We start from the raw sequence: 16994 nt of genomic DNA on the forward strand, positions 1-16994 counted from the left end.
TTATTGCCACTTGATCAATTTCACCAACTTCCCTTTCTTGTCGTAAAGCAGTGATGCGCCGCCTCCGGTACACAGGATCGTGGTCTGTTCGATGTCATCCACGGATCGACTGGTACCGGTAAAGGTGCTCGCGCCCGCAACAGCTTTCGGACATGTCGAAGGAGCCTCGACACGCCAACCGTCTGGAGTTTTCTCGATCGTAAGATCGACCTCAGACGTGAATCCCGAGCAGCATTGGCGGATTTCATCACTTGCCAGGGACCGGATCTCCGCCGACCCGAGTTCACGATTCGCCACGCCGGCGCATCCAGCGCAAATCGACGTGATGACCAACACCAGGAATCGCGACATCGGTTCTCCTTTCATGCGATGACTGCCCCACGCGCCACGCACGGCCGGAATGCGTCTGTCGTCCAAACGTGCTTGTCGTCATCTTCGATGCGAAAGCGGAAGCTGCGCGCGTAGTCATCTTCATTGATGTCGTACAGCACGGCGAACAGCACCGTGCGATCGCCGGGGTCCATCTTCAACGTGGGCTGCGGAAGCGGACCATGCCCGCCCGGATCATGGTCCAAGTCAAGATTTCCAGCGTCATCAAGCACGTCGTAGGACAACCAACTCAGCTTGTAGGGCGGCCCGGGCGGATTGTCGATCGTGATCCGCAGGACCCCGGCACTGTCGTTACGTATGCGCACCTTGACGCGAATGTCGCGAGGTTGCTCGCCGCAATGCACCTCGGGCGCCTCGACCTGGACACCCACTTGCCCCGGCACGACGCGATAGCGCGACGACGTACACCCGGCTACCGCGGCCACAACGATCATCCCTGCGGCCAGCCAGCCTTTCCCTTCGAACAGCATGGCGCTTCCCCTGCGAATCCGTCGCACCGGAATTAGACTCGACAGTTCGAATGTCCGCCATGGGTCGAAAGCGGACATCCTTGCCTTCAGTCAACCGGCCTGCCCGCCCCAATGATCGGCGATCACCTTTGCGGCGCGCTCCGGCGCGGCCTGGAGCAGCAGATGGGGGCCGGGGATGTCGACCACCGAAGCATGGGGAATCGCTGCAGTGATCGAACCGATCGTCGTTGCGGGCAGCAGCCGATCCTGCGTGGCGCGAAGGTACAGGACCGGGATGGAGATCGCGCCAAGGCTGGCGGATGCATCCGCCCGCAAGGCTGCGGCGGCCCTGGAGCGCAACACGGTCGGCGACACCAAGGCCAGTGCAGACGCCAGCGATGACCGCAGTTCGGGCGTCGACCATCGACCCAGCAGGAACCACGACAGGAGCGCCGTCGGCAAGCGCACCGGAGCGAAGGCCGCGAACGAGGCAAGCGGCGCCAGGAGGGGAATCGGCGCTTTCGAGAACGTTGTCGAAAGCACCAAGCCGACAAGCCCGGCGGGGGGATTGCCGGCGATGGACATCGCGACCGGCCCGGAGAACGACTCGCCGAGAAGCACGAATGCACCCGCGATAGGTAGCTTGGCTCGCACGAGTTCTTCCAGGGCGCGGTACCCAAGCGCCCTGTCGCGCGGGTACGCAATCACTTGGACGCTCGAGAAATGCGACCGCGCCGCATCGGCAAAGGCGGAGAGCATGGTGGCAGTGCCATCCAAGCCGGGAAGCACGACAAGCGCCGTCATCGGACCAGTGTTCCCCAAGCCAGACTGATTCGAAGGCTAACCGCGTTGCGCCCAAATGTCCGCTATGGGCCGTCAGCGCTCACGCAGCAACCGGCGCGCCACCGATTTGAAAGGCAAGCCCACGAGTCGGTAGAAGAAGGAAAGCACGCGCCGTGACATCGGGATGCGCCGCCCAAGCCCCTCCTGGATCGTGTAAACGCAAGGACCGCACACACCGCACGGCTTGTCGTTGACGGGGGAATGGCAGAACCAGGTCATCTCCATGACCTGGTTCCAACCGTTGGCTTCGGCAATGTGCCCCATCTCCACCTTTTCGACCTCGAACAGGGGAAAGGAGAAATAGCGGAACAGGGCGAACTCGGCGGTGGTCGCGAAGCGTGGATCGGCGCGGATTTCAACTTCAGAGCCGGGTTCTTGAAATTTGGCCGTGAATGGCGCGAGCACTATGTGCACCTTGTCGTCGACGTGTACGCATAGTTCCATGCGCTGGATCCCGTTGTGCTTGCAATACGCGCTCAGCCACTCGTACTGGCTGCCGATGTAGACGCGCTCGCGCACGCTGCGCAGCGCGCCCGAAATCACATGATCGGATGGGATCTCCGATAGCGAGACGCTGCGCAAAGGGAGCAGGAGGTTTCGTGTGTGGGGATGCCGCGCATGCAGCAGATCAACGATCCTTTCCATCGTCGCGAGCTCGATGCTCGTCGATTTGCGGGTCGGATCCCGCAAGTAATGCGGCACGACCGGAACCTTGTTGACGAGCAATAGCTGCAGCAACCGGAACGTCGAATCCCAGCCGCCCGTCCACAGCAGTTGCGTTGCTTTTGGCGCAGGCGTTTCCAGGCGAGGTTCCAAGGGTCGCGACAATTGTTCCGGACGTTAACAGGCCTGCGCGTAGGCACTCTCGGTTGAATCTCAGCAAGATGTTACGTAACACGCACCTGAGCACGGATTGAGTCGGGAATAACGCCGCGCCCGTAATGTCGCCTGCAACAGGCCGCGGCCCGCGCGGCACGAGGAACCCCCAAAATGCGCCTGCAGCACTTGCTACCGACTCTCGCCCTCGCCTGCCTGCCGCTCGCGGCCATCGCCTCCGCACAGACGATCACCCGCGCCCAGGCGCAGGAGACCGCGCTTGCGCGCGTGCCGCATGGTGTCGTGCGCAGCGCCGAGCTCGAAACCGAGCACGGTCAACGCGTGTGGTCGTTCGACATCGCCACGCCTGCGTCGAAGGATATCCACGAGATCCAGGTGGACGCGAAGACCGGCAAGGTCGTGCGCACAGAAATCGAGACACCGGAGGCGCAGACGCGCGAACGCGAAGCCGACAAGCACGAAGCGAAAGCCAAGAAGCAATGACGTGTTGGATGCGATCAGTCGCGGGCGTCCCGCGTGCCTCCCCCGTTGTTGCCTTGCGCAGTCTCGCGACTGTGCACGAACTCCGGGAATACCTCCGCCAGCGGCATCGTGTCCGGCAGGATGTAGAACACCCCACCCCGCTCGAACGTCGGACGGACGACCTGCTCGTAAAACTCGGGTGAGACGTTGATGCAGCCATGCGTGACGCGGTTGTCGTCCGGCGAAGGCGATGCAAGACGTTCAGCGCGTTTCTCGGCCGGGACACCAGTCGCCGTAGGGTGCATGGAGATCGCGGAATCGTAGTCCACCCACAGGACGCGCCCAGCGTCGATGGATGGCCCGAAACCGCCCACGAAGCGACCAGCAGGCGTCGTGCGATCCCGGCCAGGGATCTCGCGAAGCGCGAGACCGGCGACGCCGGGGGCCGAATGATCGCCGATCGCCGAGCCAAAGAGCGCCGGCGCCGCGCCGCGAAGTTTGCCGTCGCCGCCGAACACCAGGATCTGTGCGGCGGCCTTGTCGATGACGGCGAACGGATAGCCCTGGCTGTCCTTGGACGCGACCACCCAGCCCGCGAGCTCGATCACCGTGCCGGACACCTCCTGGCCTTGCGGAAGCTGGTCGACGGCGACGACAGGTTGCGCGGCGACATCCTGGGCGCTGGCGACGCCGACGCTCGCGAATGCCAGCGCCAGCGTCAGCGCACCAAAGGCGACCCGGATCCTGTGCAAGAGCGACTAACCGCGCGGCTTGCGTTTCGGCGCCGTTTCGAGCGCCTGGACACGGGTTTCGATCTGATCCAGCCGTTGGTTGGCCTGCTGCGCGGACTGATTGGCCTGCTGCGCGGACTGATTGGCGGCTTCGGCGCTCTGGGCTGCGCCCTGCACCTTCGTGTCGAGGCTATCGAGGCGTGAGTTGATCGTTGCGAACTCGTCTTTGTAGCTGGCGCAGCTGGCAAGGCCCACGGTGATCAGGATCGCGACGCCGATACGCGCCATCGCGAGAGGTTGTTTGGTCTGCAACATGTCCAATCCTCCTTGGTCGGGGTATTGGAATATAGCGGCCTTTTTGCCGGAGTCATGGAGCGCATTCAGATGGCGTTGGAATACGTGGATGGAATGTGAACTCCGCGCATCTACTGCACAGCAACGATTCGACGCAACGCCGATTTATCGGACCTTTGGGCGTCGCATTCTCAGGAATGCGACAAGGATCATGCAGGCAACAGTTCCGCTGCCGCCCCAAGCGATCATGACGAGCAGTTCCCAAGCCGACGCCTGTGCCGGATCGCCTCCGTCTACCCACACCGGCATCCAATAGATGCAGTAGGCGATGGCGAGCGGCGCGACAACTGCTGCCACCCACAGCCAACGATTGTGCAGGGAACGCGAGAGTGCGAGCACTGTCAGCATCGACGCGATCGTGACGATCGCTGTCGTCGCTGGCAAAGACAACGATCCGAAACTGCCGAGCATGGCCCTTCCCCTGGAAACGGCGGCGCCGCAGAGTCAACCACAGGTTGTCGCGGCTGTGCCCGCCTTCTGTTATTCGCGCAGTGAATGCCGGGTGCGCCTGAGCCAGATCAACAGCGCTGCGCCCCAGGCGAACATGACGAAGCTTGCACCCATCGTCAGGGCCATGGCTTGGTCATAGGTCTCATCCGAGGTGCGCGGAGGCGTCGAGCAACACGAACGCGCGCGAAACGAGGAGCAGTGCCGCGGCCAGTAGCACGATCGCTGTCCACCTGAGTCGTCCGATCAAGCGTCCCCCGAGAACAACGTGTAGAGCATGAAGACCAACGACACCAGCCAAGAAATGCAGACCGAGAACTTGAGTTCCCTAGCGGTCAGCGATGCGGCAAACAAATCAAAAAGCGGCAGCCACTCCCAGTTCACCAGGACCTCGGCGCCGTCCCGAACGATGACCCAGTAACAAAATACGGAGTAGGCAAGGAAGAGAAGGATTAGCAAGGCGACTGCTCCGTTACGTCTTGCCTGTGGCAACGATGTTCTTGGCAAGCGTCTTGAAGCGCACGCCATCCTTCTGCACGACGGTGACGGTCACGTGGCCGGTCTTGCTGGTCTTGATATCCGTCACGGTGCCGGATTTGCCAGCGTGGGTGCCGCCCACCACCGTGCAGTGCGCACCATCGGCGAGTGCTGCAGGTTGCGTGCCTTTCATACGGTACCTCCCGGACGAACGCCAAGCCAAACTGGGCACTGGACATCCCCAGCCTCGAACATGACCCACACCGTGTCTCCGATGCCTGGTGTGGAGAATTGCGCAGACGGCACGCACGCCTCGGCCCATGCAGCGAGATCGCTCACGCCAGGCACTTGGACATGCAGGCGAAAGCGATGCTCAGGATCAAGATGGTTCAGCACCGTTGCTCGATACACGCCGAACGCTTTCATGGAGTCCGTCCCATTGGGCTTCGTTCCACGAACGTCCCTGACTTCCCGGAGCGGCCAGTGTATGGGGTCGGAGACAGGCTGCAGGGGCGCAGAAGGGCGCATGATGTGTTCCCGGGTGGCGACATCCGACGTCGCTGCGAGCCCACGCAAATGACTACGTTCTCCAACGAGGAGCGCAATGCATTCTTCGGGTCAATCGCCCGAGACGGGACAGGCGCTGAGCACTTGGTAGGTCTCACCTCAACAGAGACCGCGAGCTACCTGTCGTTTCGAAGACACTCTCTGGACGGCGGATCAGCCCAGGCAGTAGGAATCAGCGAACACATCGCGCTTTACGAGAAACATCGTCGCGCCTGCAAAGTGCGACTGATTGAGCCCGGCGAATAACGGGCTGGCGTTCCCGCCGGATCACGCTCCTGTCACCGCAACGCGCACAGTCTGCATGGGCATCGCACAGCACGGACGCCTGTTCGACGGCACTCACCGATTTGCAACCTCGCCTTTGAGCCCTGAGCCTGTTACCGCAGGCAACCTTTGGCGATGGCCAAACACGATCCCGATTCGGATCCTTCCAAGGTGAGACCCATGAACAACTCCAATAGCACCGACACCGGCAAGCAGTCGTCCTTCGAGAAGAAAGGCGAGAGCACCATTTCACCGCCGGCAAAGGTCGAAGAGCCCAAGCCGAACACGGATACCGACCGCCAGGTCACTGGCGATCCGAAACAACCGACGGATGATGCGGCGGGCAAGTCCCTCCGATAAGTCAAACGATCAGTGTGAAAAAGGCGGAGCATAGGCTCCGCTTTTTTTGCTTTTGAAGCTGGATTGGCGCTTTCGCGATGCACCGCCTGCTTCAGCAAGCGGTGCATCGTCCAGGTCACGGCTGGCGGCTCGCTTCTCGCCCCTTCCGTCCTTCGAGCGATGCCCCCCAAGCGTTGGCGAGCTCGGTGGAAAAGCACGTCGCCGCCAGCACCGCATCGATCTCCTTGTGCAAGCGCGAGAACCACCACGCCAACGCATCCGGGCGCAGCTTTGCGTCGTGGCGGCTGGCGTTGGTGCCGACTGCGGTGAGTTTCGCCATGAGGTGCAGGTGGTCGCGCAACTGGACCAGGTTGGTGTGCGCGGCTTCGGGGATGGCGTAGACGGTGGACGCGCGCTGGGGCGTGTCGGATTTCTCTGACATGACAACCTCCTCTCTCGATGGGGAAAGAATCCTGCGCCGTGCGGACGGCGCAGGGTGTCGGGAGGTTGAAAGACCGAACGAGCTCGGCGGACTTATTCCCTCTTGCGAGGTGTTGTATTGAGCCCCCACCCGACGCAGGGACTTTCGTTCCGCGTGCCATGCCACGCGATCTCGTTCGAAGCTTTCAAACTCCGTCGAGAATCCTGCGCTTGCGACATGGTGCGGAGATATCAGACGGGAGCGCGCCCATCGCTGGACGCGTCCCCGGATGCGGTTCCACCCGGCCGCATCAAGCCTCGGAATTGCCTTGTTGTAGCGAATGCGCATCGCGCGCACGAGCAACATCTCCCAGCGCCTTCAGCAGTAATGGCACGCCGCCTTCCTCGATGCTCCCAGAGAGATAGGCGGCAATCTTGCTTTCGTCATCGAGATAGTCGACGACATCGAACTTGGAAGTCGTGGGCACGTGCATCACTCCAGTGGTGAAACGGCGGAAGTGTGTGCCGTGCGATCGACTCCACCTACCGGGTCACCGCTCCGAATCAGCTTGCGGCTTCTCCGTTTTCTTCCGCGACTTCTTGTGGCGAATACTCATTTCCCTGACGGCCTCGTCGAGGCCCGCGCCGCCGCCGGCCGACTTCAGGATCCCGTACACGAGATTGGCGACCACCATGACATCGCTGCCGAGCGCCGCCACTGTGTCGTCGAGTTCCTCGATGAGCTGCTGCAGCGCCTGGAGGACGGGGATCAGGTTGTCCCGCGCTTCGAGGTCGGCGAACGCCCCGTCCATGTCCAGGCCGCGCGGCATGAGGTCGGGGTTCTGCCGCATCTGCACCAGGCCGAGGCGCGCGAAGCCCTCGCTCTTCGGGCCCATCATCGTCAGCGCTTTGCGCTCGTCCGCCTCCAGGGCGATCAGGCCGGGGAGGTGTTGGCGGAACTGCTGGATCAGGGAGAGGAGCTGCGCCTGCAGCTCCTTGGTGACGACGAGGGAGGCGAGGTTTTGCTGTTGCATGCGAAGGAGCTACTTGGGGAGTAGGACGGAGTCTTCGCGCGAAGAGGAAAGAAGGAAATTGTGCTTAGGGGCAAGGTGTTGGGGATTCCGTGAGGGCATGCGAAGCGTCCCGTTGCGGACGGGGAGGCTTAGAAACGGGTTTGCGACGCACTCGGAGACATCGGGAACGCGTTCGAGTGCGTTGGGAACGCAATCGAACGGGTCTGGAGCGCGTTCGATTGGGTTGGCGACGCGTTCGAGTGGGCTGGCGACCCGTTCGATTGGGTCGGCGACGCGTTCGAGTGGGCTGGCGACCCGTTCGATTGGGTCGGCGACGCGTTCGATTGGGTTGGCGACGCGTTCCGATTGGGCTGGCGACGCGTTCGAGTGGGCTGGCGACGCGTTCGATTGGGCTGGCGACGCGTTCGAGTGGGCTGGCGACGCGTTCGAGTGGGCTGGCGACGCGTTCGAGTGGGCTGGCGACGCGTTCGAGTGGGTCGGCGACGCGTTCGAGTGGGTCGGCGACGCGTTCGAGTGGGCCTCGCGAATTGGCCGGGCACCCGAGTACGCTGACGACGCTTACTTGCTAACAGTCAGTTAATGCCCAAGTCGGCAAATAGCGTATCTACACCCGAGCTCTTGGCGTCGATCCAATCGTAGAGCTCATCCAACACCTTTTCTCCAAGCAGATTGTTGCTGTCTGAGCCGGAGATGTATACATAGTTCGCATTCGCCGAATCGTTGCTCGTGCTCATAAGCCCCGAAATATCGCCCGTCCATTTTGGATAAGCAAAAAAGGACGCGTTTCGCCCTTTTCGGATCGAGAAAAACTTATCCCGAAACTTAAAGTAATACTCGCCATCGGAAGGAGTGATATCGACGATATCACCCCGATTTCGATTGATGAGCACAAGAAGGCGGGCAAGTTTTTCGATCATCGCTGCTCTCCAGCAATATCATTCATGTTCGTCAGCTTAAACGTCTCAAACTTTGCAGAAACTTGGTAGATCAGCTTCTGCTTGGTCGCTTCTGTTAAAGGCGCATTGTTGTGGGCGATCGAACTCACTTGCTTCTGCAATTCAGAGAACTCCGGAAATACATCGCAAAGCGCGGATAACTGCCCATCGAGCCGGCCGAATAATGCTCTGGCATCTGGCGACTTCCCCTTGACAATGCTTTGGTCTAGCAGCTCAAGCGTCTTTGCGATTTCTTTTCGACGCTCAGTCAGATGCTCAATTCTCAGCAGACGGAACGTTGCGGACAATTTCTTTCGATACTTGATCAGGCCATAGATGGTGATGACGCCAAGAACCACAGTTGCCAGGTCACCGAGGAAATCGGTGACGCCAGCGACTATGGCAATGACCTTATCCCAGTCGATCGCGGGCCATGACTGTGGAGTCATGTTAGCCGCACTTGCTATAGCCGCAATTCAAGCAAGTGGCGCAGCCATCCATAATGACAACCGCCTTCGTCGAGCACTTGTGACACATCGTCGCACTCGGCGGAAAACTCGCGCCGTCGCCCGTCACTTCGATCACTTCTTCCGTGCGCGCATCCGAGCCCGTGGCCAGGCCCATGCTCACTTCATTGTTTTTTTTTGAGCCGCGGTTGTTCTCGTAGGCCGCCCGCTTCTCCGCAATGAGCGCACGCTGCGCCGCACTCATCTCCGGATCGTGGATCAGCCCGATCGACTTCAGGTGGTCTTCGACAATCGCGCCGAGTTCGGCCACCAGCGACGGCATATACACGCCACCGGCCTTGAAGTACCCACCGCGCGGATCAAACACCGCCTTCATCTCTTCCACCAGGAACGTCACGTCGCCGCCCTTGCGGAACACGGCCGACATGATGCGCGTGAGCGCCACGATCCACTGGAAGTGCTCCATCGACTTGGAGTTGATGAAGATCTCGAAGGGGCGGCGCAGTTCGTGCTCGGTGCCGGCGTTGAGCACGATGTCGTTGATCGTCACGTACATGGCGTGTTCGACCATCGGGGATTTGATCTTGTAGGTGGAGCCCACCAGGACTTCCGGACGCTCGATGCGTTCGTGCATCTGGATCACGTCCGCCGTGGGCAGCTGCGCTTCCACCGCGGCGCGCGCAACCGATTCGGCCTTCGCCGCGTCGCGTGCCTTGTCTTCCGGGGTGACGACGGCGTAGCCCTTGATCTTCTTGTCGATTTTGACGGCCATGGTGGTCTCTAAGTGGTGCTTGTTGCAGGAAATTTAAAGTGCCGGCGCCCCGCCATGCGAGGCGCCGGGATGTCGCTTAACGTGCTGCTTTCTTCACGGCACGGCGCGTCTTGCGCACCGTCTTGCGAACAGCCTTCTTCACCGCACGCTTCCTGGCGGCGACCTTGCGGCCTGCCTTGCGGACGGCTTTCTTCACCGCGCGCTTGGCCACCACCTTCTTCACTGCGGCCTTGCGGGCCGTCTTGCGTGCCGTCTTGCGCGCCGTCTTCTTGGCCGCGCGCTTCGTGGTCGCCTTTTTCGCCGGGGCCTTCTTGGCTGCGCGCTTCTTCGCAGCCTTCTTGCCCGCCACCTTGCGCTTGAGCGCCGTGGCTTCCTTCTTGGCCGCTTCGCTGGCGGCGGTCAGGCGCTTCTTGGCCTTGGTCACGGCCTTGCTCGCTGCCTTCTTCGCCTTCGTCGCGGTCTTGGATGCCTTCTTCTTCGCGCCGCTCACCGCTTTGCTCGCCCGCTTGGCCACGGACTTCGCGGTCTCGACCACCGTATCGGCTGCGTTGGAAAGGGTCGCCGTGACCCCGTTGCCGTTGCTCATTGGCCCTCCTCGTGTGGGCTGGTTTGGCTCGACTGTCCTATAACGATGCAGCGCGTGACGGTGGTGTAATCAGAACTTGCCGTAGTAGCCCTCTTTGAGCGCGTCGAACAGGTTGGCGGCGGTGTGCATCTCGCCGTCGTATTCGATCTGTTCATTGCCCTTCACTTCCAGGATCGAGCCGTCTTCCAGCTCGAAGCGGTAGGTGGTGTTCTCGAGGTCGGCTTCCTTCACCAGCACGCCCTGGAACGCAGCGGGGTTGAAGCGGAAGGTGGTGCAACCCTTCAAACCCTGCTGGTGGGCGTAGCGGTAGATGTCCTTGAAGTCTTCGTACGGGTAGTCCGTCGGGACGTTCGCGGTCTTGGAGATCGAGGAGTCCACCCACTTCTGGGCGGCGGCCTGCACGTCCACGTGCTCCTTCGGCGAGATGTCGTCGGCGGAGATGAAGTACTCCGGCAGCTTGCCTTCGGCGTCTTCGGCGAAGGGCATGGCCTTGGCATTGACGAGTTCGCGGTAGGCGAGCAGCTCGTACGAATACACGTCGACCTTTTCCTTGGTCTTCTTGCCTTCGCGGATCACGTTGCGGCTGTAGTGGTGCGCGAAGGAGGGCTCGATGCCGTTGGAGGCGTTGTTGGCCAGGCTCAGCGAGATCGTGCCGGTCGGGGCAATCGACGAATGGTGCGTGAAGCGCGCGCCCACTTCGGCGAGTTCGTCCACCAGCTCCGGCGCCACTTCATGCACGCGCTGCATGTAGCGCGAGTACTTGGCGTGCAGCACCTTGCCTTCGATTTCCTGGCCGAGCTTCCAGCCGTCCTTCACCATTTCCGGACGCTTGCGCAGCATCTCGGCGGTGACTTCGAAGCGCTCTTCCATCACCGGGGCCGGGCCCTTTTCCTTCGCAAGCGAGAGGCCCATTTCCCAACCGGCCACGGCCATGTCGCGCGCGATGCGTTCGGTGAACTCGCAGGATTCCTTCGAGCCGTACTTCATGCACAGCATGGTCATCGTGCTGCCAAGGCCCAGGAAGCCCATGCCGTGGCGGCGCTTGCGCATGATCTCGTCACGCTGCTGCTGCAGGGGCAGGCCGTTCACTTCGACGACGTTGTCGAGCATGCGCGTGAACACGCGCACCACTTCCTTGTATTCCTCCCAGTCGAAGGAGGCTTCGTCGGTGAAGGGCTTGCGCACAAACTTGGTGAGGTTCACCGAGCCCAGCAGGCAGGCGCCATACGGCGGCAGCGGCTGCTCGCCGCAGGGGTTGGTGGCGCGGATGCTTTCGCACCACCAGTTGTTGTTCATCTCGTTGACGCGGTCGATGAGGATGAAACCCGGCTCGGCGTAGTCGTACGTCGAGACCATGATCATGTCCCACAGGTGCCGCGCGCGGATGTGGCCGTAGATCTTGCACGCCACCAGGCCGTCGTCGCGGCTGATGTAGTTCTTGTGCGTCGGCCAGTCGCGCCACACGACCTGCGTGGCGTCCTTCAGGTCGATGTCGCCCTGTTCCTTGTTGTTGATCGGGAACACGAGCGGCCAGTCGCTGTCCTTGTCCACGGCTTCCATGAAGCCGTCGGTGATCAGCAGCGAGAGGTTGAACTGGCGCAGGCGGCCGTCTTCGCGCTTGGCGCGGATGAAGTCCTTCACGTCGGGGTGGGAGACGTCGAAGGTGCCCATCTGCGCGCCGCGGCGGCCACCGGCCGAGGAGACGGTGAAGCACATCTTGTCGTAGATATCCATGAAGGACATCGGGCCCGACGTGTAGGCGCCGGCGCCGGCGACGAAGGCGCCGCGCGGGCGCAGCGTCGAGAATTCATAGCCGATGCCGCAGCCGGCCTTCAGCGTGAGGCCCGCTTCGTGCACCTTGTCCAGGATGCCGTCCATCGAGTCTTCGATGGTGCCGGACACGGTGCAGTTGATCGTCGAGGTCGCCGGCTTGTGTTCCAGCGCGCCGGCGTTGGACGTGATGCGGCCGGCGGGAATGGCCCCGCGGCGCAGCGCCCAGACGAAACGCTCGTGCCAGTACTTCTGCTTCTCGGGGGAGCCTTCGGCTTCCGCAAGCGCCTTGGCCACGCGCTGGTAGGTGCCGTCGATGTCCGCATCGATCGCCTGGCCGCCCTTGGTCTTCAGGCGGTACTTCTTGTCCCAGATGTCCGCCGATGCCGGCTGCATCGGGATCTCTTGCTCGGATTCCATCTTGACCGCCTCGAGGCGCACCGTGCTCATGCTGCTCCTTCTCCTCGTCATCGCCGGGTCGTGCCCGGTTCTTTTAGGTATTTGGTGTTTGAATTCGCCACCGTCCGGTTCCACGGAATGACGGAAGAAACGCCCCTTGAGGGCGTGGTCCCTGCCGCCGTGCAACGTTCGGTTTTCCCCTGCCGTAACCGAGTTTCCGGTCACGTTTACCGCGTGCGGCCCAAGGTGCGTGAAAACGCGTGGAACACAACCCTTGGGACCTTCCCCGTTCTTCACCACAACATATTGTGGGGAACGGAGAGGGAAGCTACCGCCGCGTTGTGATGTGTGTCAACGGGTTGACGGCATTGTTTTCGACCGTTCTTCGGCGCAATCCGACCGACCAACGAAGGGCCGCAGAAACGCCGTTGCGGAACCATTCCGGCCACCGGTCAGAAGCGGTAGCCGATCCCGATCTCGTAGGTGTCGGGGTATCCGGGGCTCGATTGCAGGAACACCTGGTTGAAATAGTCCGCGCCCGTGAGGTTGCGGCCCGAGACGAAGCCGTACCACTTCCCACCGGCGGCTTCGAAATTCAGGTAGAGGTTGACCAGGCCGAATGCGTCCTGGCGAAAGGCCGGCGCATTGTCCGGGGTGAAGAAGTAGTCGCTGCGGTAGTTGTATTCCAGGCGCGCTGAGAACCAGGCGCCACCTCGCAAGGGCTGGTCGTAGACCACCGCGGCGCTGGTGGACCACTCGGGAGCGCGCACCAGCGTGTTGCCGGACAGCGTGTCGCCCGCGGCACTCGTGAACGCCACGAATTCGCGCCGCGGCACCCAGACCACGCCGCCACTGAGCGCCAGGCGATCGAACATCCGCCACTCGCCGTTGGCATCGATGCCGTACACCTCGGCCCGTGCCGCGTTGTCCACCTTGAAGACGAGTCTCCCGTTCTCGATCGCGGCGGTGTCGACCTGCAGGTCGCTGAAGTCGTAGTAGAACGCCGCCGCCTCCACACGCCAGGGCCGATTGCCACCACGCGCCTTCACGCCGACTTCGTAGGCGGTCAGGCGCTCAGGAGCGAAGTCCTCGAGCGTGCCGTTGCTGGTCTCGTTCAAGCCCCCGCTCTTGAATCCGTTGGAGACGCCACCGTAGATCCGCACGTTGTCGGTGGTCGCATGGACCAGGTCCAGCCGCCACGAGAGGTCGTTCGATTCCGCCTTGCCCGTCAGCGGCACGTGGCTGTCCGTCACTCCGGTGCCGACCAAGGTGCTGCGATTTTTTTCGTCGCTCAGTCGCGCACCGGCGGTCACGCCCCACCGCTCCGAAAGGTGCACGTTCACCTGGCCGAACAACGCGGCCGCCCGCCCGCGCTCGGTACCATGCGATTGCGTGATCGGCTCCGGGGCGAACAGTGGGATGTCCTGGTACAGGTGGTCGTCCAGGTCGTCCTCGGACCAATAGGCGCCGACGACGCCGTCCACCGCGCCACGCTTGGGCAGGAGCAGCTGGAGTTCCTCGCTCCATTGGCGGTATCGGCGCGGCTGTGCGCCGCGAACGCATCCCTGCAGGAAGGGCAGGCCGGAACAATCGTCGCGATCGCGCATGTCGCCGCGCGCATAGCCGGTGATGGCACGCAGGGTCGCCGCGCCCAGATCGAACTCCAGCGTGACGTTGGCGTTGTCGTCCCTGGTCTTCAGGAAAGGGTCCGCCAGCGTCACCGTGGTCAGGCGGATATCCGACGGGTCGGCGAGGTAGGAGGGACTGGGCGTCCACAGTTCGGCGCTGGCGCCGTTGTCTTCGACGCGCTGCACCATGACGTCGATGTGCGTCGTGTCGCCGAGATCGGCGCCGAGCGAAAACCGCAGTCCCGCGAAGTCGTTCTCGGCAAAGCGCCGCTCGTCGACCGAGTTGCGGATGTAGCCGTCCCCTTCGGACGCGATGAAGGCGATGCGCGCGGCGCCGCTGCGGAACGGCACATTGACGTTCCCCTGCGCACGCGCCGTCGCGTAGGTGCCGTAGGCCGCTTCGACTTCCGCGCCCAATGTGTCGGCCGGCGGGCGCGTGATGAAATTGATCGATCCGCCGGTGGAATTGCGGCCGTAAAGCGTGCCCTGCGGACCCTTGAGCACTTCGACGCGTTCCATGTCGAACGTCCGCATGATCGCCAGGCTGGACGCGCCCTGGTACACGCCGTTCAGATGTGTCGCGACCGCCAGGCTGATGCCGCCCTGGTTCGAGATGCCACGCAGGCTGAAGCCTGCACCGTTCAGGCCGGTGGTGTTGACGACAAGACCCGGGATGTTGAACTGCAGGTCGTACAGGCTGCTCAGGTTCAACTCGTCGAGCAAGTCACCGGACAGCGTCTGCACGGACATCGGCACGTCCTGCAGGTTTTCGGGGCGCATGCGCGCAGTCACCACGATCGTGTCGAGCGTGGTGGCTTCCTGCGACCACGCGGCTTGCGGCAGCGAGGCGCACGCCAGCATCGGGAGCCACCACTTCAACCCGATTCTCCGGTGCCATTCTCCTGCGGGGCCGGCGCATCGAGCAGCGCGTGATCTCCGGCAAAGTTCATGCGCGCCATCAGTGCGCGAAATCGCGGCTCCGAGCGCAGGTTTTCCCACCCTGCCTGGAGGAATGACATATGGACATCGCGCTCCTGGAAACCTCGTTCGAGCAAGTCCAGCGCACCCTCGGTGTCCCCCAACGCATCGTGCATCTCGGCAAGGCTGGTCGCCGGGAAGTAGCCGGTGCGCCTTCGGTCCTCCATCTCGTGCAACACGCGCTCGGCTGCATCGCGATTGCCGGCCTGGAGGTAGGCGGCCCCCATGGCGCCCATGGCCACGCTGCAATCGCCGCATGCTTCCCGCGCCCGTTGCATCTCTGCGAACGCACGCGGGTAGTCGCGTTGCGCCATCCATTTCCCGCTGCGCAGGAGCATGGCAATCCAGTAATCGGGGTCGAGCGCGAGCGCTTTGTCCACGCCGCGTTGCGCTTCCTCCGGTTGTCCTATGAAGCTCGACCCGAGGAGATTGATCAGCGGCGACAAGGGATCCAGGGCCATGGCTTGCCGCGCTTGCGCGGCCGATTCGTCCGCGCGACCGAGAACGGCGAGCACGTGCGCATAGGCCAGGTGCGCTTCCGCCAAACTGGGATTGAGCGAGATCGCGTGCTTGAGCGAGGCCTCGGCGCCCGCCCAGTCCCAGTCGTACCAGAACTGGATGAAGCCTTGCGATGCATAGGCCTCCGCCAGGTTCGGATCGATCGCCAGTGCCTGCCTGACTGCGGCCTTGGCCAATGGAAAGTTGATGCGCGGATCCTCGTCGCCGGTCATCACCAGCGCGCGATAGGCGTAGGCCATGCCGGCATAGGCGCGCGCGCAGGTCGGGTCGAGGTCGATGGCCTGCTGGAACGCGGTGATGGCCTGGTGCATGCGGTCGGCCGACGGCCGACTCAATTGATATCGACCGGTGAGGTAGGCGCGATAGGCGTCCGCGTTGGCGCCGTCGCAGGGGCTGCGCGCCGAGGGCGCGTTGAATTTCAGCGACAGGGCCGAGGTCAGCGCCGCGGCGATGCGGTCCTGGAGGGTGAACGCACGTTCCGCTCTTTCGTCGAACGAGCCGGACCACACCGTCGTGCCGTCACTCACCGTCAGCAGCCGTGCACCGACGCGTACGCGATCTCCAAGGCGCTGCACCGATCCTTCGACGACATACGTCGCGCCCAGCGCGCGCCCCGCTTCCAGCGGGTCCGGTTGGGCTCCGGCATAGCGCTGGCTGGAGGCCAGCGAACGCACCCGCAACCGCGTCGAGCTGCTGATCCGTGCGATCAGGGTTTCGGCAAGGCCCAGTTCCAGCATTTCGTCGCGCGGCTGCGTCGGCAACGTGCGGAATGGCAGCACCGCAAGGGCCGCCTGGGCCGCGGCGTGGGTGGTGGGGGGTTCGCGTATGCGCCACGCGGCGATGGCGATGAGCGACAGGACCAGCAGAAAAGCGACAGTCGCGATCCGCCATCTCCACGCAGCTCGATCCGGCGCGATGTCCGGTGTGGCGTCCGTTTCTTCCCTGACATCCGCTACGAAGCGGTAGCCCCGGCCGGACACGGTCAGGATGTAGCGGTGCTCGCCCGCGTTCGTGCCGAACGCACGCCGCAACGACGCCACCGCCTGCGTGAGGTTGTTCTCCTCCACCACGCGCCCGGGCCAGACCGCTTCAAGCAACTCGTCCTTGCTGACCACCCGGTCGCGGTGCTCGATGAGGAACACCAGGGTGTCGTACGCCTTGGCGGTCAGCGGTATGGCCGAGCCGTCTTCGGCGCGTAGGTCCCGGGCCTGGGTGTCGAGGCGCAACGTTTCGAACCGGTAGTGGCGGCTGGTACCGGGCACTGGTCGCTGGCCTCATGCGATTTCAGGTTTTTTCACGACGTTTTCAGGACTTTCCGGACATGCC

Annotated in this window: 22 protein-coding genes; 3 read left to right on the forward strand and 19 right to left on the reverse strand. The window is 62.8% G+C overall.

Going from position 1 to position 16994, the window contains the following annotated elements; all coding sequences use genetic code 11:
- The 4 genes from LVB87_RS03280 to LVB87_RS03295 form a co-directional block, all read right to left on the reverse strand.
- A complete protein-coding gene (locus tag LVB87_RS03280; protein ID WP_232899492.1) occupies positions 1–351 on the reverse strand; it encodes a hypothetical protein in 351 nt (116 codons plus the stop codon).
- Positions 352–362: 11 nt separating this feature from the next.
- Complete coding sequence (locus LVB87_RS03285) at positions 363–860, reverse strand: hypothetical protein (protein WP_232899493.1); 498 nt, start codon at positions 858–860, stop codon at positions 363–365.
- Positions 861–950: 90 nt separating this feature from the next.
- Positions 951–1643: an alpha/beta hydrolase gene (locus tag LVB87_RS03290; protein WP_232899494.1), complete on the reverse strand. Its 693-nt coding sequence runs from the start codon at positions 1641–1643 to the stop codon at positions 951–953.
- Positions 1644–1715: 72 nt separating this feature from the next.
- Positions 1716–2498, reverse strand: coding sequence for a hypothetical protein (locus tag LVB87_RS03295; protein ID WP_232899495.1), 783 nt, complete (start codon positions 2496–2498; stop codon positions 1716–1718).
- 174 nt (positions 2499–2672) lie between these two features.
- Between LVB87_RS03295 and LVB87_RS03300 the strand changes: the two genes are divergently transcribed.
- Complete coding sequence (locus LVB87_RS03300) at positions 2673–3002, forward strand: PepSY domain-containing protein (protein ID WP_232899496.1); 330 nt, start codon at positions 2673–2675, stop codon at positions 3000–3002.
- Positions 3003–3016: 14 nt separating this feature from the next.
- Here LVB87_RS03300 and LVB87_RS03305 read toward each other — a convergent pair whose 3' ends face one another.
- The 5 genes from LVB87_RS03305 to LVB87_RS03325 all read right to left on the reverse strand — a co-directional run bounded on the left by LVB87_RS03305 (position 3017) and on the right by LVB87_RS03325 (position 5183).
- Entirely contained in the window at positions 3017–3697 is a 681-nt protein-coding gene (locus LVB87_RS03305; protein WP_232900439.1) for a L,D-transpeptidase, read from the reverse strand.
- 42 nt (positions 3698–3739) lie between these two features.
- Positions 3740–4027 carry a hypothetical protein gene (locus tag LVB87_RS03310; RefSeq protein WP_232899497.1) on the reverse strand — a complete coding sequence of 96 codons (288 nt, stop codon included), beginning with the start codon at positions 4025–4027 and terminating at the stop codon, positions 3740–3742.
- Positions 4028–4171: 144 nt separating this feature from the next.
- Entirely contained in the window at positions 4172–4477 is a 306-nt protein-coding gene (locus LVB87_RS03315) for a hypothetical protein (protein ID WP_232899498.1), read from the reverse strand.
- Positions 4478–4759: 282 nt separating this feature from the next.
- Entirely contained in the window at positions 4760–4972 is a 213-nt protein-coding gene (locus LVB87_RS03320; RefSeq protein WP_232899499.1) for a hypothetical protein, read from the reverse strand.
- Between the two features lie 13 nt (positions 4973–4985).
- Entirely contained in the window at positions 4986–5183 is a 198-nt protein-coding gene (locus LVB87_RS03325; RefSeq protein ID WP_232899500.1) for a KOW motif-containing protein, read from the reverse strand.
- An 818-nt stretch (positions 5184–6001) separates the two neighbouring features.
- Between LVB87_RS03325 and LVB87_RS03330 the strand changes: the two genes are divergently transcribed.
- Positions 6002–6181, forward strand: a complete 180-nt coding sequence (locus tag LVB87_RS03330; protein ID WP_232899501.1) for a hypothetical protein — start codon at positions 6002–6004, stop codon at positions 6179–6181.
- Positions 6182–6296: 115 nt separating this feature from the next.
- Here LVB87_RS03330 and LVB87_RS03335 read toward each other — a convergent pair whose 3' ends face one another.
- From LVB87_RS03335 to LVB87_RS03345, 3 genes are all read right to left on the reverse strand, one after another.
- On the reverse strand, positions 6297–6602 hold the full coding sequence (locus LVB87_RS03335) for a hypothetical protein (protein ID WP_232899502.1): 306 nt from the start codon (positions 6600–6602) through the stop codon (positions 6297–6299).
- 289 nt (positions 6603–6891) lie between these two features.
- Complete coding sequence (locus LVB87_RS03340; protein WP_232899503.1) at positions 6892–7068, reverse strand: hypothetical protein; 177 nt, start codon at positions 7066–7068, stop codon at positions 6892–6894.
- 63 nt (positions 7069–7131) lie between these two features.
- Positions 7132–7614 (reverse strand): hypothetical protein, encoded by a 483-nt coding sequence (locus LVB87_RS03345; RefSeq protein WP_232899504.1) that lies wholly within the window; start codon positions 7612–7614, stop codon positions 7132–7134.
- A gap of 328 nt (positions 7615–7942) precedes the next feature.
- On the opposite strand from LVB87_RS03345, the gene LVB87_RS03350 reads away from it, so the two are divergent.
- Positions 7943–8194, forward strand: coding sequence for a hypothetical protein (locus tag LVB87_RS03350; protein WP_232899505.1), 252 nt, complete (start codon positions 7943–7945; stop codon positions 8192–8194).
- On the opposite strand, the gene LVB87_RS03355 is transcribed toward LVB87_RS03350, so the two are convergent.
- The 7 genes from LVB87_RS03355 to LVB87_RS03385 all read right to left on the reverse strand — a co-directional run bounded on the left by LVB87_RS03355 (position 8187) and on the right by LVB87_RS03385 (position 16930).
- A complete protein-coding gene (locus LVB87_RS03355; protein WP_232899506.1) occupies positions 8187–8531 on the reverse strand; it encodes a hypothetical protein in 345 nt (114 codons plus the stop codon). The genes LVB87_RS03350 and LVB87_RS03355 overlap by 8 nt on opposite strands.
- Positions 8528–8998 carry a hypothetical protein gene (locus LVB87_RS03360; protein WP_232899507.1) on the reverse strand — a complete coding sequence of 157 codons (471 nt, stop codon included), beginning with the start codon at positions 8996–8998 and terminating at the stop codon, positions 8528–8530. The genes LVB87_RS03355 and LVB87_RS03360 overlap by 4 nt, the downstream gene beginning before the upstream one ends.
- A gap of 1 nt (position 8999) precedes the next feature.
- Entirely contained in the window at positions 9000–9788 is a 789-nt protein-coding gene (locus LVB87_RS03365; RefSeq protein WP_232899508.1) for an NrdJb, read from the reverse strand.
- A gap of 76 nt (positions 9789–9864) precedes the next feature.
- Positions 9865–10374, reverse strand: a complete 510-nt coding sequence (locus tag LVB87_RS03370) for a hypothetical protein (RefSeq protein WP_232899509.1) — start codon at positions 10372–10374, stop codon at positions 9865–9867.
- Between the two features lie 69 nt (positions 10375–10443).
- Positions 10444–12594 carry an adenosylcobalamin-dependent ribonucleoside-diphosphate reductase gene (locus LVB87_RS03375; RefSeq protein ID WP_232899510.1) on the reverse strand — a complete coding sequence of 717 codons (2151 nt, stop codon included), beginning with the start codon at positions 12592–12594 and terminating at the stop codon, positions 10444–10446.
- A gap of 401 nt (positions 12595–12995) precedes the next feature.
- Positions 12996–15050: a TonB-dependent receptor gene (locus LVB87_RS03380; protein WP_232899511.1), complete on the reverse strand. Its 2055-nt coding sequence runs from the start codon at positions 15048–15050 to the stop codon at positions 12996–12998.
- Positions 15047–16930, reverse strand: a complete 1884-nt coding sequence (locus LVB87_RS03385) for a winged helix-turn-helix domain-containing protein (protein ID WP_232899512.1) — start codon at positions 16928–16930, stop codon at positions 15047–15049. The genes LVB87_RS03380 and LVB87_RS03385 overlap by 4 nt, the downstream gene beginning before the upstream one ends.
- Between the last annotated feature and the right edge of the window lie 64 nt (positions 16931–16994).

It is taken from the genome of Lysobacter sp. KIS68-7 (assembly GCF_021284745.1).
GTDB lineage: Bacteria > Pseudomonadota > Gammaproteobacteria > Xanthomonadales > Xanthomonadaceae > Noviluteimonas.

What these genes read in the sequence shown, in the direction of transcription:
- LVB87_RS03345 (WP_232899504.1), bottom strand. Translation starts at nt 7,614, where the DNA reads ATGCAACAGCAAAACCTCGCCTCCCTCGTCGTCACCAAGGAGCTGCAG.
- LVB87_RS03310 (WP_232899497.1), bottom strand. Translation starts at nt 4,027, where the DNA reads ATGTTGCAGACCAAACAACCTCTCGCGATGGCGCGTATCGGCGTCGCG.
- LVB87_RS03285 (WP_232899493.1), bottom strand. Translation starts at nt 860, where the DNA reads ATGCTGTTCGAAGGGAAAGGCTGGCTGGCCGCAGGGATGATCGTTGTG.
- LVB87_RS03330 (WP_232899501.1), top strand. Translation starts at nt 6,002, where the DNA reads ATGAACAACTCCAATAGCACCGACACCGGCAAGCAGTCGTCCTTCGAG.
- LVB87_RS03290 (WP_232899494.1), bottom strand. Translation starts at nt 1,643, where the DNA reads ATGACGGCGCTTGTCGTGCTTCCCGGCTTGGATGGCACTGCCACCATG.
- LVB87_RS03315 (WP_232899498.1), bottom strand. Translation starts at nt 4,477, where the DNA reads ATGCTCGGCAGTTTCGGATCGTTGTCTTTGCCAGCGACGACAGCGATC.
- LVB87_RS03325 (WP_232899500.1), bottom strand. Translation starts at nt 5,183, where the DNA reads ATGAAAGGCACGCAACCTGCAGCACTCGCCGATGGTGCGCACTGCACG.
- LVB87_RS03360 (WP_232899507.1), bottom strand. Translation starts at nt 8,998, where the DNA reads ATGACTCCACAGTCATGGCCCGCGATCGACTGGGATAAGGTCATTGCC.
- LVB87_RS03335 (WP_232899502.1), bottom strand. Translation starts at nt 6,602, where the DNA reads ATGTCAGAGAAATCCGACACGCCCCAGCGCGCGTCCACCGTCTACGCC.
- LVB87_RS03280 (WP_232899492.1), bottom strand. Translation starts at nt 351, where the DNA reads ATGTCGCGATTCCTGGTGTTGGTCATCACGTCGATTTGCGCTGGATGC.
- LVB87_RS03300 (WP_232899496.1), top strand. Translation starts at nt 2,673, where the DNA reads ATGCGCCTGCAGCACTTGCTACCGACTCTCGCCCTCGCCTGCCTGCCG.
- LVB87_RS03375 (WP_232899510.1), bottom strand. Translation starts at nt 12,594, where the DNA reads ATGAGCACGGTGCGCCTCGAGGCGGTCAAGATGGAATCCGAGCAAGAG.
- LVB87_RS03365 (WP_232899508.1), bottom strand. Translation starts at nt 9,788, where the DNA reads ATGGCCGTCAAAATCGACAAGAAGATCAAGGGCTACGCCGTCGTCACC.
- LVB87_RS03355 (WP_232899506.1), bottom strand. Translation starts at nt 8,531, where the DNA reads ATGATCGAAAAACTTGCCCGCCTTCTTGTGCTCATCAATCGAAATCGG.
- LVB87_RS03370 (WP_232899509.1), bottom strand. Translation starts at nt 10,374, where the DNA reads ATGAGCAACGGCAACGGGGTCACGGCGACCCTTTCCAACGCAGCCGAT.